Annotated in this window: 11 protein-coding genes and 1 pseudogene; 11 read left to right on the forward strand and 1 reads right to left on the reverse strand. The window is 64.7% G+C overall.

The window, feature by feature from the left end; genetic code table 11:
* Positions 1–168: 168 nt before the first annotated feature.
* The 11 genes and pseudogenes from AAHS21_RS30525 to AAHS21_RS30575 all read left to right on the forward strand — a co-directional run bounded on the left by AAHS21_RS30525 (position 169) and on the right by AAHS21_RS30575 (position 14,558).
* Entirely contained in the window at positions 169–618 is a 450-nt protein-coding gene (locus tag AAHS21_RS30525) for a nuclear transport factor 2 family protein (RefSeq protein ID WP_342931110.1), read from the forward strand.
* Entirely contained in the window at positions 615–1,868 is a 1,254-nt protein-coding gene (locus tag AAHS21_RS30530; RefSeq protein WP_342931111.1) for a cytochrome P450, read from the forward strand. Before AAHS21_RS30525 ends, AAHS21_RS30530 begins: the two co-directional genes overlap by 4 nt.
* Positions 1,861–3,987 (forward strand): acetate--CoA ligase family protein, encoded by a 2,127-nt coding sequence (locus AAHS21_RS30535; RefSeq protein WP_342931112.1) that lies wholly within the window; start codon positions 1,861–1,863, stop codon positions 3,985–3,987. Before AAHS21_RS30530 ends, AAHS21_RS30535 begins: the two co-directional genes overlap by 8 nt.
* A gap of 105 nt (positions 3,988–4,092) precedes the next feature.
* Positions 4,093–5,250, forward strand: coding sequence for an amidohydrolase family protein (locus AAHS21_RS30540; protein WP_342931113.1), 1,158 nt, complete (start codon positions 4,093–4,095; stop codon positions 5,248–5,250).
* Positions 5,251–5,254: 4 nt separating this feature from the next.
* Entirely contained in the window at positions 5,255–6,061 is an 807-nt protein-coding gene (locus tag AAHS21_RS30545) for an SDR family oxidoreductase (RefSeq protein WP_342931114.1), read from the forward strand.
* The gene (locus AAHS21_RS30550; protein ID WP_342931115.1) at positions 6,058–7,494 is read left to right on the forward strand and encodes an aldehyde dehydrogenase family protein; all 1,437 of its coding nucleotides are present in this window, start codon (positions 6,058–6,060) and stop codon (positions 7,492–7,494) included. Before AAHS21_RS30545 ends, AAHS21_RS30550 begins: the two co-directional genes overlap by 4 nt.
* 17 nt (positions 7,495–7,511) lie before the next feature.
* A complete protein-coding gene (locus tag AAHS21_RS30555) occupies positions 7,512–8,678 on the forward strand; it encodes an acyl-CoA dehydrogenase family protein (protein WP_342931116.1) in 1,167 nt (388 codons plus the stop codon).
* Between the two features lie 33 nt (positions 8,679–8,711).
* Complete coding sequence (locus AAHS21_RS30560) at positions 8,712–10,352, forward strand: GMC family oxidoreductase N-terminal domain-containing protein (protein WP_342931117.1); 1,641 nt, start codon at positions 8,712–8,714, stop codon at positions 10,350–10,352.
* Entirely contained in the window at positions 10,339–11,955 is a 1,617-nt protein-coding gene (locus AAHS21_RS30565; RefSeq protein ID WP_342931118.1) for an AMP-binding protein, read from the forward strand. Before AAHS21_RS30560 ends, AAHS21_RS30565 begins: the two co-directional genes overlap by 14 nt.
* A gap of 106 nt (positions 11,956–12,061) precedes the next feature.
* A pseudogene (locus tag AAHS21_RS30570) lies at positions 12,062–12,486 on the forward strand (fructose-bisphosphate aldolase); the annotation flags it as partial.
* Between the two features lie 107 nt (positions 12,487–12,593).
* Positions 12,594–14,558, forward strand: a complete 1,965-nt coding sequence (locus AAHS21_RS30575; protein WP_342931119.1) for an acetoacetate--CoA ligase — start codon at positions 12,594–12,596, stop codon at positions 14,556–14,558.
* 217 nt (positions 14,559–14,775) lie between these two features.
* On the opposite strand, the gene AAHS21_RS30580 is transcribed toward AAHS21_RS30575, so the two are convergent.
* Positions 14,776–14,961, reverse strand: a complete 186-nt coding sequence (locus tag AAHS21_RS30580; RefSeq protein WP_342931120.1) for an oxidoreductase C-terminal domain-containing protein — start codon at positions 14,959–14,961, stop codon at positions 14,776–14,778.
* Positions 14,962–15,066 lie beyond the last annotated feature (105 nt).

The following is a 15,066-nucleotide window of genomic DNA, read 5'->3' on the forward strand; positions in this document are numbered from 1 at the left end:
TCGGCGTCAATCTAATTTAGCACAGACTCTTTTTTTGTTGATAAGGCTTTGACCATTGACTAACTACCAAAATCTGTGTAGAAAAAATCTGGTTAGTAAGCTCGGGTCGACGAGTTGAGCAATCCGGGAAAGGGGCTGTCGGTGCCTGGGCAGCACAACGTAGAGATCGTGCGTAGATTCACCGAAGGCCTGCGTAGCGGAGACATCGACGCCTGTGCGGCGTTGCTCGACCACGCGAACGTCTTCTCCGAGGCGCCCAGCCTGCCGTTCGGTGGTGACTATGTCGGCCCCGCCGGTTTCCGGCGGATGCTGGGGGCGGTGGGCCGGGATTTCCGGGTAACGCTGGAGCCCCCGGAGATCGCCGGGACTGACGACTGGGTTGCGGTCGTAGTGCGTGGCACGTTCACCTCGCGGCGTACCGGGCGCAGTATGCCCGTTGAGTGCGTCGACATCTATCGGCTGCGTGACGCCAAGATCGTGCGCGTCGATGTGCACTACAAAGAGCCGGGCGCCCTGACTGAGCTCTGCCGCGAACGGGTCGACCCCGACTTGGCCCCAGCAGCGCCTGGGCCGTCCCTGTTCAACACTTCCCAAACGAATCGAGGTGAGCTCACGTGAGCGATCAACAACCCGGTACACAGCCTGGCCGTTGCACTGCGCTAGAGGCGTTGGGTCACGACTATGACCACTACGATCCGCAGTTCGCACTGGACCCGCATGCGGACTACGCGGCACTTCGGGCCAAATGCCCGGTGGCGCACACCGATAACTACGGCGGATTTTACGTGATCACGAAGTACGAGGACATATCCGCCGTCCTGCTCAATGCTCAGGTTTTCTCGTCATGGCCGGCTGACACCCCGCCGACGCCCGGTCACACCCGTGCGCTGATCCCGCTGGAGGTCGATCCCCCCGAACATCGCCGCTACCGCACGATCATCGACCCGTTGTTCCGACCCAAGGCCATCGAGCACATCGCCGACGAGGTGCGCCGTTATGCGGCTGAGCTGGTCGACAACATGGTCGCCAAACGCGAATTCGACTTCATGACCGAATTTGCCGAGCCCTACCCGAGTTCGGTATTCCTCCGGTTGGTCGGGCTGGACTTCGATGTGGCCCAACGTGATCAGTTGTGCAGCTGGGCCAGCACCATTCTGCACACCACGACCGACGGTGTTGAGCACGGCGACGTCGAGGCCCAGACCGCCGCGCGTTTACAGGCAGGAAAGGCGCTCAACAACTTCCTCCGCGCCTTGCTCGATGAACGTCTCGCCAATCCCGGTGACGACATCATTTCTTATCTGACGACCGCGGAGATGCCGGGTGCACGCAAGCTCGACTACCGCGAAATCCTCAACTTCGCCTATGTGTTGGTGCTGGCTGGACTGGACACGGTCTCCACCGCAATCGGTTTCAGCTTCCTGCACCTGGCTCGCCGACCGGATCTACAAGACCGCCTCGCTGCCGATCCGTCGTTGATTCCGTCGGCGATCGAGGAGCTTCTGCGTTATGAGCCGATCGTGCACGGCAGCCGTACCGTCACCGAAGAGACAGTGCTCAATGGCGTCGAATTGCACCCCGGTGACCGTGTGGTCATACCGCTGGCGTCGGCGCATCGTGACGAAGACGCCTACCCCGACGCCGATCAGATCCTGATCGACCGGCACGCCGCCAAGTCGATGGTCTTCGGCGCCGGCAATCACCGTTGCGTGGGTTCACACCTGGCGCGGTTGGAGCTGAACATCGCCTTCGAGGAGATCTTCCGGAAGATCCCGAAGTTCTCCGTTCCCGAGCATGCCCACCTCGCCGCCCATGGCGGCCAGACTCGCAGCCTGATCACGTTGCCGTTCAGGACCTGGCGTGACTGAGACATTGGCAACCATCGCTGCTCCGCGCGTTGAGGTCGCAAAGCTGTTCCTCGAACCGGCCTCGGTTGCCATCGTCGGCGTGTCGACCAGTACCGGTCTGGCCTACAAGGCGGGCGGGCGAGCCGTCCTGGAACACCTCAAGGTCTACGGCTACACCGGTGGCATCGCAGTGATCCACCCAACGGCAACGTCCGTTGACGGTGTTCCGGCATTTGCCTCCCTGCGCGATCTGCCCACAGTGCCCGATGTCGTGGTCATCGCGGTGCCGGCCGCGGCCGTGCAAGCAGTGTTGGCTGAATGTGCCGAGGTCGGGGCGCGGCAGGCATTGATCTTGACCGCTGGATTCGCCGACATGGGCACGGCCGGCCACGAACTGGAGCGCTCCCTACTGGACTTCGCCCGAGACAAGGGAATTCGGATCGTGGGCCCGAACAGCACCGGACTGGTCAACGTCCGGACCGGCCTTGCCATGAGTATGACCTCGGTCCTCACCGAAGGCGTACCCATCGCTGCCGGAGGGATCGCCGTGATCGCACAGAGCGGTGCGATCGGCAGCACCGTCGTGGAAAGGGCGCGCGACGCCGGGGTGGGTATCTCCCACATCGTCAGCACCGGTAATCAACGAGACATGGACATCCCCGACTTCATCTCCTATTTCGCGGGGCTGCCTGAGGTGCACACCGTTGCGTTGTATATGGAGTCGATTCGCGATGGTCGGCGTTTTTCGGCCGCGGTGCGCGAGTTGCATGCCGCCAACAAGCGGCTGATCACCTATCTGGGTGGGCGCACCGCGGCGGGCGAGCAGGCCGCGGCCAGCCACACCGGCAAGATCATCGGCCGCGGAGCACTCGAGCTGGCCCTGCTGCGGGCGCTTGATGTCACTGTGGTCGACGACCCCGACGACTTGTGGGTGCTGGGGGCGATGACCGCCCCACAGCACCGGCAGTTCCCGCGCAGGTGGGGGATGGTCGCTTACTCCGGGGGCATGGCGGTGTTGGCTACCGAGCAGCTGGCCAGTGCCGGGGTGGTCTTTCCGCCGCTGGCAAGGTCTACGACCGAACGGCTCAAAGAGCAGTTGCCCAGCTTTGCCGCCATCCCCAATCCTCTCGATGTCGGCCCGGGTTCGATGCCGGTGCAGTTCGGCCGCTATCTGGCGGCTGTGGCCGAGGACCCGGCAATCGAGGCGGTGTGCGTGCCGCTGCCGATGGGAGCGCGAGGGTGGAACGCTCAAAGCGTCGCCGACATCCTGGCGGTGGGCCGCGACACCGGTAAGCCGTGCGTCGTGCTGTGGTACGGGGGGCGCGCGGTCGACCCCTACATCAAAGAGTTGCGCGCGGCGGGGGTGTTGGTGGCCCAGAGCCCCTCGGACCTCGGCCGACTGGTTCGGGCGCTGCTGGGTCCGCAACCGGTGCTGGACTCCACGCCCGTCCCGGACCACGAGCCGGCCGCTCGCGCGGTGACAGTCGGCGGCGCCCAAGCGCTGCAATTGTTGACCGATTACGGCCTAGATGTCGCGCCGATGACGGTATGCGACAGCTCTTCTGCACCACGTGCGGCTGAGGGGCTCGGTTACCCCGTGGTCGTGAAGTCCGCCGATGAGGACATCACACACCGCACCGAGTTGGGCCTCGTGGCGGTCAACCTGTCCAACGCTGACCAGATCGGGCAGGCGGTGGCGCGGATGGCGGCTCGCTGTGCGGGCCCAGACCCGACATGGCTCGTGCAGAAGATGGTGACCGCTGGCGTGGAGCTGATCCTGACTGTGCGCACGGCTGACGACCTCGGGGTGTTCGGCACCGTGGGGGTTGGCGGCGCTGCCGTGGAGGTGCACCGTGACGTCGAGCATGTCCCGCTGCCGTGCGATCCGGACACCTTACACAAGGCGCTGGCCCGTCTGCGGCTAGCCGAATTGCTTTTCGGTTTCCGTGGCAGTGAGCCTGTGAACGAGTCCTGGATCGGTGACACGCTGAATCGGATGGCCGCTCTGCTCCCCGAACAGAGCTTGGCAGAGATTGAGGTCAACCCGGCAATAGTCGACAAGAACGGCGGCACGATCGTGGACGCCCTGTGCATCCAAGCCGCCCCACCGCCCCTTGTCCCGGCACCAAATTCTGAGTAGATTTAGGTAACGAAATCGCGGCATCCCGCATACGCCGCACTCGCGAGCGCATTCCAGAAACCGTCTAACTTGGAGGACCACGTGACTGGCATAGACCATCTCCCGGTGCTGGACGTCGACCAGCACTACTACGAGCCGCTTGACGCCTTTACCCGGCACTGCCCCAAAGCGTGGCGCGAGCGCACTGTACAAACCGCGGTCATCAACGGCCGCACCCGCCAGATCGTCGGCGGCAAGATCGACCACACCGTCACCAACCCCACCTTCGACCCCATTGTGAAGCCGGGGGCGATGGCCGACTACTTCCGCGGCAATCCGCAGAAGCGTTCCCTTCTCGACATCCTGTCCGAGCGCGAACCAATTCCGCGCCACTACCGCAACCGCGACGACCGGTTAGCCAAGATGGACGAACAAGGACTGCAGGCGGTGTGGATGCTGCCGTCGCTGGCGATGGGCTACGAAGAGGGGCTGCAGTACGACCCGCCCGCCGCCGCGCAGGCCTTCAAGGCCTTCAATCGCTGGCTGCTCGATGACTGGGGCTACAACTACCAGGACCGCATCTTCAGTTCGCCCTACCTGACTTTCGCGGACATCCCAACCGCCATTGAAGAGATCGAACACGGGCTGGCCCATGATGCCCGCATCTTCGTCGTGCGGGCACAGGCTACCTACACCGACGGAGGCTGGCGTTCTCCCGGTGATCAAATCTTCGACCCGATCTGGGCCCGCCTGCAGGAGGCCGGGGCCATCGCGGTCGTCCATGTCGGCGAGGTCGGCGGCGCCGGCCTCGACAAGTACGTCGAACACCGCACCAACATCATCGGCGAGATCGCCTCCCCACTGCAGATCGCCGTCGGACACGAGCGGGCAATCGCCAATTACCTCGCGGCGGTGACGTGCGACAAGCTCTTCGAGCGCTTCCCGAACCTCCACATCGCCTCGGTGGAAAACGGGGCGGAGTTCCTGCCGCTGTTAATCTCCGGGCTCAACCGCGCCGGATTCCAACGGCCCGGCTACTTCGCCTCGAATCCCGTTGAGCAGTTCCGCGAGCATGTGTGGGTAGCCCCCTTCTGGGAGGACAACCTCTTGGAGGTGGTCAAGCATCTGGGCGTCGACCAGGTGCTGTTCGGCTCGGATTATCCGCACCCGGAGGGCCTGGCCGAACCGCGCCAGTATGAGAAGGTCGCCGCCGAGCTCAACGATCCCGTCTCCGAACGCAAGGTCATGTGGGACACCGCGGCGAAACTGACGAAGCTGGCCTAGGCCAGTGGAACCAGCAGACAAGGTCATCGTCGTCACCGGTGGTGCCGCCGGCATGGGGGAGGCCATGTGTCGGCGGTTTGCCGCCCTGGGCGCCGCGGTGGTCGTCGCCGACATTGACGCGCCGGGCACTGCACGCGTGGCCGACGAGATCGGCGGCTCGGGTGTGGTCACCGATGTCTCTGACGAAGCCCAAATCGTCCATCTTGTTCACACCACCCTCGCTCAATTCGGCCGCATCGACGTTTTCGTCTCCAACGCCGGAGTGCTGTGGGGCGAACCACACGACGGTGTCACACCGCTGCACGAGCGGGGAAATCCATGGGCCTCCAACCAGGCGTGGCAACGGGTATGGGATGTTAACGTCATGCCGCAGGTCTACGCGGCGCGGGCGGTGCTGCCGCACATGCTCGAACGCGGATCGGGCTACCTGATCCAAAACGCGTCCGCGGCAGGCCTTTTGACTGCCCTGGGCAACGCCCCGTACGCCACCAGCAAGCACGCCGTGCTTGGGCTCACCGAATGGCTGTCGATTCACTACGGCGGCAACGGGATTCGGGTGTCCTGCATCGTCGCCGAGGGAGTTCGTACCGCGATGCTGCGGGGCGCCCAGGGCGAATGGTTCGCGGTCGCCGGCGCGATCACACCCGAGGACGCAGCCGACCGCGTTGTTGAGGGGATGAAAACGGAGCAGTTCCTGATTCTCACTCACCCGTCGGTGGAGAAGTACTTCCGCGGCAAGGCCGCCAATTACGACGAATGGATCACCAAAATGCGCAAGCTACATGCTAAAACCCCAGGGCTGCTGTCATGAGCACCCACGATCGCGATCACGTCTATATCGACGAAGCCTGGCGGGGCTCTTCGGGCGGCGTCATCGAAGTCGATTCGGCCATCACCGGTGAGGTCATAGGCCACATCCCCGACGGCACGGTCGACGACGCCGGGGCGGCGGTGGCAGCAGCGCGCGCGGCGTTCCCGGCGTGGTCACAGACGCCGCTAGACGTTCGGCTCGACATCCTGGCGCAGCTGTCCAAAAAGCTCGACGAGCGCGCCGATGAACTCACCCGGCTGATTTCCACCGAGGTAGGTACCCCGCTGCGGGTGTCCACGGCGGTGCAGTTGGGTCAGCCGCGCCGCGTTCTGGACAGCTACCGCGAGCTGATGGCTGATTTCCCCCTCGAGGAGCAGATCGGCGAATCGCTGGTGCTGCGGGAACCCATCGGCGTCGTCGCCGCGATCACGGCATGGAATTTTCCCCTGCAGCAAGTGATCGGCAAAGTGGGCGGCGCGCTGGCGACCGGCTGCACCGTGGTGCTCAAGCCGTCCGAGGTGGCGCCGCTGAGCGCCTTCATCGTGGCCGACATCATCGACGAGATCGGGCTGCCCCCGGGGGTGTTCAACCTGGTGTCCGGTACCGGACCAGTCGTCGGCGAAGCCTTGGTCGCCCACCCCGACGTCGACATGATCACCTTCACCGGCTCGACAGCGGCCGGGCGCCGGATCGGTGAGGTCGCGGCCCGCACGGTCAAACGGGTGGCCCTCGAACTGGGCGGCAAGTCGGCCAACATCATTCTCGACGACGCCGACCTGGCGCGGGCGGTCAAGGTCGGGGTGGCCAACTGCTTCACCAACACCGGCCAGGTGTGCACCGCCTGGACGCGGATGGTGGTACCCCGGGAGCGCCTTGCCGAGGTGGAGGACCTTGTCCGCGCCCGCCTGGCGACCTACACCCTGGGTGATCCGCTGGATCCGGCCACCACAATGGGACCTCTCGCGACGGCCGTTCAGCGCCAAAAGGTCTGGGACTATGTCAACATCGGCATCAGCGAGGGCGCGTCGCTCATTTACGGGGGCACCCAGCCACCGACCGATGTGCCGCCCGGCTACTTCGTCACACCGACGGCGTTCTCCAACGTCCGCCGGGACATGCGGATTGCCCGCGAGGAGATCTTCGGGCCGGTGTTGTCGATCCTGCCCTACGACAACGAGGACGAAGCGGTCGACATCGCCAACGACAGCCAGTACGGACTGGCGGGCGCCGTATGGTCAGCCGACCGCGACCGCGCATTGCGTGTTGCGAAGCGGTTGCGCACCGGCGCGGTCGACATCAACGGCTCGTTCTTCAACATGCTCGCACCGTTCGGCGGCTACAAGCAGTCCGGTAACGGCCGCGAGCTGGGCCATCACGGGCTGGCAGAGTTCTACGAGCTCAAGTCGGTGCAGCGCTCGCCGGCCGACGCCTAACCGAGAGGGCGTGAACAGTGGACTTCTCGGCTGACATCGATCTGGACCTGATCCGTGAGGGTGTGCGCGCGGTCTGCACAAAGTTCGACGACGACTACTGGGCCGAGCGCGATAGCCGCCACGAGTTTCCGTGGGATTTCTACCGGGCGCTCGCCGAGGGCGGCTGGATCGGCATCGCGATACCCGAAGCCTACGGCGGCAGCGGCCGCGGGCTGCTGGAAGCCTCAGTCATCCTGCAGGAAGTCGCCGCCTCCGGCGCGGCGATGAACGGATGCAGCGCCATCCACCTGTCAATCTTCGGTATGCATCCGCTCATCCTGCACGGCTCCGACGACATCAAGCAGCGGTACCTGCCCCGGGTCGCCTCCGGTGAGTTGCATGTGGCGTTCGGTGTGACCGAACCCGACGCGGGTACCGAGACGCTGGCGATCAAGACCCGGGCCATCCGCGACGGCGACTCGTATGTCGTTCGGGGCCAAAAGGTCTGGACCTCCAAAGCCCAGGACGCCGACCGGGTGCTGTTGCTGGCGCGGACTAAACCGGTCCAGGAGTGTCAGCGTCGCACCGACGGGTTGACGCTGTTCATGGTCGACCTGCACGACCCCGCCGTCACCATCACCCCGATCGCCAAGGCCGGCCGCAACGCGGTGTCCTCGTGCGAGACGGTCTACAACGACGTGGTCGTATCGGCCGCCGACCGCGTCGGCGAGCAGGACAAGGGCTTCTACTACCTTCTGGACGGGCTCAACGCCGAACGAGTGCTGATCGCCTCGGAGGCCATCGGTACCGGCCAGGCGGCGTTGCGCCGCGCGGTCGGCTACGCCAACCAGCGCGTGGTGTACGGCAGACCTATCGGCCAAAACCAAGGTGTCGCGTTTCCGCTGGCCGAGGCCTATGCCCGGCTAGAGGCCGCCGAGCTGGTCACCCGGCGCGCCGGCTGGATGCTGGATCGCGGCCTGCCCAGCGGCGCCGAAGCGAACATGGCCAAGTTGCTGGGCGCCGACGCCGGCTTCCAGGCTGCCGATACGGCCATGCAGGTCCACGGTGGATTCGGCTACGCCGAGGAATACCACATTGCGCGGTACTGGCGCGAAGCGCGGCTGATGAAGATCGCGCCGATTCCTCAAGAACTGATCTTGGCCTACATCAGCCAGCATGTCCTCGGGCTCCCCAAGAGCTATTAGGCCTCAGTGTTGTTGAGGAAGGAAGGCTGATAGGTGACTACGAGCGGTGAAACTTTCGACTACGTCGTCGTTGGTGGAGGATCCTCTGGATCAGTGGTGGCAGCCCGGCTGGCTGAAGCCGGGGCCGACGTGCTGCTACTGGAAGCCGGAGGCAGCGATCGGCGTATCGATGTACGGATCCCAGCCGCAGTGGCTATCGCCTACCAGAAAGCCAACTGGAAATACCCGGCTGACCCGGACCCCACGCGCACCGGCAATCCCGAAGCCTGGATGGCCGGCAAGGTAATGGGCGGTGGAGGCTCGATCAATTCGTGCGTGTTCGTCCGCGGCAACCGGGCCGACTATGACGGCTGGGCCAAGAACGGATGCACCGGCTGGGACTACGACTGTGTGCTGCCCTCATTCAAGCGCATGGAGACCTGGGAGGGCGGGGCCAGCGACTTGCGCGGCGGATCGGGCCCGATTTCGGTGAATGTTCAGACCAACCGCGGGCAGGCCAACATGGCCTACGTGCAGGCCTGCCTGCAGGCCGGCTACCCGTCCAATCCCGACTACAACGGGGCCACCCAGGACGGAGTCGGGCTTGCCCAGGTGAATCATCGCCGCGGAACCCGCTCGCAGTCCTCGCGGGAGTACCTGCGACGCGTCGCGCCGAAAGGCAAGGTGACGGTTCGCACCCAGAGCTACGTGCACCGAATTCTGCTCCAGGGGCGGACCGCTGTCGGCGTCGTCTACCGACACGACGGATCTGTGAAGCAGGCGCGGGCACGCGACGAGGTGGTGATTAGCGCTGGCTCCATTGGATCGCCGCGGCTCCTCCAACTGTCCGGAATCGGTTCGCGCGCAGCGCTTTCCGACGCAGGTGTCGACACTGTGCTCGATCTTCCCGGCGTCGGGCAGAATCTGCACGAACACCCCTACCTGATGCAGCGTTGGCGGGCAAAGATCCCCACCATCAACAAAATGCGCATCGGCACCGCTGTTAAAGGGCTGGTCGATTACGTGCGCAACGGCAGTGGTCTGCTGGCCATGACGATGGTGCAGGTGCAGTGTATGGCACGCACCGATCCCGGTCTGGAGGCTCCCGATCTCCAGCTGCAGTTCGTCCCTTTTGCCATCACTCGGGCAGTCGACGAGAACGGAATGTTCAACGTGCAGCAGGCCAAGGAGCAGGGCTTCCTGTCGTCGTCGACGTTCCTGCGGCCCCGTACCCGTGGATCGATCACGTTACGTGGATCAGCTCCTGACGCCATGCCACGCATCTCGTATCAGTTCCTGGCAGACCCAGACGACCTGCGAGACTGCCTGCGTGGGCTGCGCGAAGTGCAGCGCGTGATGGCTCAGCCGGCGATGGCAGAAATCACCGACGGACAACTCGAACCCGAGGCGCACTGTTCCACCGATGCCGACTGGGAGCAGTACGTGCGCCGCACGGTGACACCGTCGTACCACCCAGTGGGGACCTGCAAAATGGGCATCGACGACCTCGCGGTGGTCGACCCTGAGCTCAGAGTGCACGGCATCGCCAACTTGCGTGTCGCCGATGCCAGCATCATGCCCACCATCACCACGGGCAACACCAACGCCCCCTCGATGATGATCGGCGAGCGGGCGGCTGAGCTCATCCTCGGTGCACGACCCAACCGGAAGGGAGTGACCAATGGCTCACGCTGATCACCGCTTTGGACGGACCCTTGGCGCATGGCTGCGCGAGGAAGCTGCACTGGACTCCGGCCGGCCCTTCGTCCAATGTGACAGCGACTGGGTCACTCTCGGCGAACTCGACGCGCAGTCCGATCGCGTTGCTGCGGCGCTGCAGGCGGCGGGAGTGGGCAAAGGCGACCGGGTCGCGATCAATTTGCCCAACCGCATCGAGAACATCGTGCTCATCTATGCCGTAGCCAAAGCAGGTGCCATCCAGGTCCCGCTCAACACCTACCTGCGGGGAGATTTTCTGCACCACCAGCTTGTTCAGACGGCCCCCAAGGTTTACATCGGTGACAGCGAAGCCCTTGAGTTGCTCGCACCGATTCTTGCGACCCTCACCGAGCGGCCGCGACTGGTCCTGGTAGGTCAGCCATCCCAGGACACGACGCTTCAGCCCGACCTGCACTACACGCAGCTGCAGGACGCCGGTGTGGCTCTTGCGGAGCCAGAGATCGAACCCACCGACGTGTGTGCGATCATCTACACCTCGGGCACGACCGGCCCGTCAAAGGGCTGCACCATCACCCACGGCTACTACTGCAACCTCATCAACGTGTTCGTCGAGCACGGCTGGTATGAGAAGGGTGACATCATCTTCGGAGCCAATCCGCTGTTCCACTTCAGCGGCCAAACCTGGCTCGTCGCAGCGGCATTGGCTGTTCGCGGATCCGCGATCGTGGAACCCGCGTTCCACGCAAGCACCTATATGGCACGCATTCGGGAGACCGGTGCCACTGCTGCGCTCGGTATGGGAGCGATGGGCATGGCGATCATGGCCCAGCCGCCCCACGAGGACGACCGCAACCACAAGCTGCGCCACATCACCTTCACGCCGTCGACACCTGAATTCATCGAGCAGTTCGAAAAGCGCTTCGGCATAGCCCCGTTCTCCGAGGTCTTCGGCCAGTCGGAATGCTGGCCGGTGCTGCTGGGCGATCCGCGTGACAAACGCCACCCCGGCAGCATGGGCAAGCTGACCAGAGGATTGCAGGTGAAAATCGTCGACGATCACGACCGTGAGGTGCCGATGGGGGAGGCCGGCGAGATAGTCGTGCGGCCCGACGAGCCGTTCCGCCTGTTCTCCGGGTATTGGGACGACGACGCCGCGACGGTACGCACATTTCGGAACCTCTGGCACCACACAGGGGACTGCGGCTGTGTCGACGACGAGGGATATTTCTGGTTCGCCGACAGGAAAAAGGACTCGTTGCGCCGTCGTGGCGAGAACGTATCCTCGATCGAACTCGAACAGGCCATCGTCAGGCACCCCTCGATCGCTCAAGCCGCCGTGCACGCCGTGCCCTCCGACCTTAGTGAGGACGACGTCAAGGTCTGCCTGGTGTTGGCCGGAGGATGCGACCTCGAACCGCAGGAATTGTTCGAGTTCTTCCGAAAGTCGATGCCCTACTATGCAATCCCGCGCTACGTCGAGGTGCTCGAGTCGCTCCCGGCCAACGTCAACGGCCGGGTGCAAAAGTTCAAGCTGCGCGAACGCGGTATCACCGCCTCCACCCTCGACTTCGAGAAACTCGGTCTTGTGGTCGCCCGCGATGACCGTCGACGGCGTTAATTGTGGGGTGTCCGATGCATGGACGAGCCGAAGTCGCACTTGTTGATGCGCCAGATTCCACTCGAGATGGCGCTGAGGGCGGATTTCCCGCGTTGGACGCACACTCGGCACCTTGCGCTACTGGCGGCGGACGCACCTGCTGTGCCTGGTCGATGCGCAAGTGCGTGACCCGCAGCCGCAACGCCACACCAAGATCAACCGGCAGGTCCGCTCACACCGGCTGCCCAACAACGGGTCGTGGATCAACAGCTATTACGACGACATGGCGTGGCTGGCGCTGGCGCACCGCGCGACTGGCCGGTGTCCAGCGCAGAAGCGCACTGCCTAAGCTCACCGACCAGTTCGTCAAAGCGTGGGTGCCTGAGGACGGCGGCGGTATCCCGTGGCGCAAGCAAGACCAGTTCTTCAACGCCCCGAGCCAACGCTCCCGCGGGAATCTTTCTGCCCCGCTACCCAGACCGGCTACGGCGGGCCCAGCGGATGGCCGACTGGATCGACAGCACGCTGATCGACCCGGAAACACACGTGCTGTTGGGACCTTTCGGTACAACTGTCGGGGTGGATGCTGATGGAAGCTGCCGGTGAGGTCACCGCCGTGCAAGCGACGGCGGCGATCGGCCCCTCGATATGAGCGAGACATGAGCGAACCCGGCGGCTGGAGCCCGGACGAGACAACCCTGGCCGCAGCGAACCTCACCCATTTCATGGCCTGGCTGGCCGAGACCGGACGCGGCCACTACGCCAATTACCAACAGCTGTGGGCGAAGTCGGTGGATGACATTGACTGGTTCTGGGACGCCGTGTGGAACTACTACGACATCGAGGCGGCCAGTGCCCCGACCGCGGTGCTGGCCAACCGGAATATGCTCGGCGCCGAGTGGTTCCCCGGCGCCACGCTGAACTACGCCAGCGAGGTGTTTCGACACGCCACAGACGAGCGCCCTGCCCTGATAGTCGTCGGCGAAGACGGCTCGACCGAGTGGTCGTGGGCGCGGCTGCAGGCCGAGACCGCCGCATTCGCGGCCTACCTACGGGGTGTCGGGGTGAAATCCGGCGATCGCGTGGTCGGGTACCTGCCCAATGTCGCCGAGGCCGTCGTCGCCGCCCTGGCTTCGGCAAGCGTGGGCGCGATCTGGGCGGTGTGCAACCAGGACCTGGCCGTCGACGGCGTGATCGCGCGGCTTGGTCAGCTGGACCCGACCGTGCTGGTGGCCACCGACGGCTCGTTGTACGACGGCAAACGCTTTGATCGGCGCACCGAGCTCGCCACGATCCGGCAGGCGATGCCCCCGCTGCGCGCCACCGTGGTGGTGCCGCGGCTCGGACTGGACCTGGAAAGCTGCACCAGCCAAGACCAAGTGGTGCCGTGGGCGACGGCGGTCCAGGCGGATGCCGCCCTGGACATCGTTGCGGTCCCGTTCGCACACCCGCTGTGGGTGCTGTTCTCGTCCGGGACCACTGGCAAACCGAAGGGCATCGTGCACGGCCACGGCGGTGTGCTGCTGGAGCACCTGAAGTACTTGAGCCTGCAACTGGACCTGCACCCCGGCGACCGCCTCCTGTGGTACTCGACCACCAGCTGGGCAATGTGGAACATCCTGTTGTCCGGGCTCTTGGTCGACTCCACGATCGTGCTCTACGACGGCAGCCCGACCCACCCGGGTACCGATGGCCTGTGGCGGGTCGCCGCCGATGCCGGTGTCACGGTGCTCGGAGCCGGAGCCGGCTATCTGCTGGCCTGCGCCAAGAAGGGGCTAAAACCAGGTGCGTCGTACCCGCTGGACTCGGTGCGCGCGGTGGGTTCCACCGGCTCACCGTTGCCGGCCTCCGGCTTCCGCTGGGTACAAGAGGGCCTCGGCCGGGCGGTTCCGGTGATTTCAATCAGCGGTGGCACCGACGTATGCACCGCCTTCATCGGCGGATCCCCGATTGTGCCGGTGGTGGCCGGTGAGCTGTCCTGCCTGTGCCTGGGCGCGGCCATCGAATCCTGGGCCGGTCTCCGGCGCCCGGTCATCGGGGAAGAGGGCGAACTGGTGTTGACCAAGCCGATGCCGTCGATGCCGGTTTTCTTCTGGAACGACGCCGACGGCAGCCGCTACCGCGCCGCCTACTTCGACAAGTACCCCGGCGTATGGTGTCACGGCGACTGGATCACCATCACCGACAGGGGATCCGTTGTGGTGCATGGTCGTTCGGATGCCACCCTGAACCGGCTGGGTGTCCGGATGGGTAGCGCCGAGATCTATGGCGCGGTGGAGCGCCTGCCCGAGGTGCGCGACTGCCTGGTGGTCGGAGTGGAGCAGGACGACGGCGGCTACTGGATGCCGTTGTTCGTGCACTTAGAGGACGGTGCCGAACTCGACGAGGAGCTGCGGTCCCGGATCGTTGCGGCGATCCGCAACGGCGCATCTCCGCGGCACGTGCCGGACGCGATCTTGGCGGTTCCCGGTATCCCGCGGACGACGACCGGTAAGCGGCTGGAAATCCCGATCAAGCGGATCTTGCTCGGGGCGGTGCCGGGCGACGCCGCGCAGCAGAGCTCGATCGATCGGCCAGAACTGCTCGACGGCTTCGTTCAATACCGCAGCACAAAGCGGCCCTGATTATTCAGGCAGCACCAGGTCGGGCTTGTCTTTTGCGGCGCGCCGGCGTGCCAGATAGCCCCGCCCGGCCGCGATCAGAGCCGGCGTCAGCGACACGAACAGGATAACCAGGCCTCTGTACAACTCATCATCGCCGCCTATGAGGCTTTTGCTCTTTTGCTCTCGAGCACAAGGCGATTCACTGAACCAGTCTTGCCGAGAGCCGACCGCAACCGCGTCAGCCCGGCGCCGGTGCACGGTGCTCCCTGACCTTAGGCTCGCCAGTTGAGGCCGTGATGTGCGCGCGCAGGTCAAAGTCGAGGTCGCTGGCCTGCTCAGGGGTCAGACAATCACCGAGAGCAAGCAATTTTCGGGCTGCCATGTGGTCGCCGGGTCGGTTGAGTGACTCGACGCTACGTAGCACGTCGTTTTGGTGTCGGCGTTCACGTAATTCCCGCTCCCGGCGTTCACGTAATTCCGCAGGTGGTGGGTCCTGGTGAATGTTCTACCCGACCTCCTTGCGCTGTGT

The sequence above is a fragment of the Mycobacterium sp. 050272 genome, from assembly GCF_039023525.1.
In the GTDB taxonomy this organism is placed as follows: domain Bacteria; phylum Actinomycetota; class Actinomycetes; order Mycobacteriales; family Mycobacteriaceae; genus Mycobacterium.

Bases quoted from the DNA above. Each gene is read 5' to 3' on its own strand.
- AAHS21_RS30550 (WP_342931115.1), top strand. From the start codon at position 6,058: ATGAGCACCCACGATCGCGATCACGTCTATATCGACGAAGCCTGGCGG.
- AAHS21_RS30565 (WP_342931118.1), top strand. From the start codon at position 10,339: ATGGCTCACGCTGATCACCGCTTTGGACGGACCCTTGGCGCATGGCTG.
- AAHS21_RS30575 (WP_342931119.1), top strand. From the start codon at position 12,594: ATGAGCGAACCCGGCGGCTGGAGCCCGGACGAGACAACCCTGGCCGCA.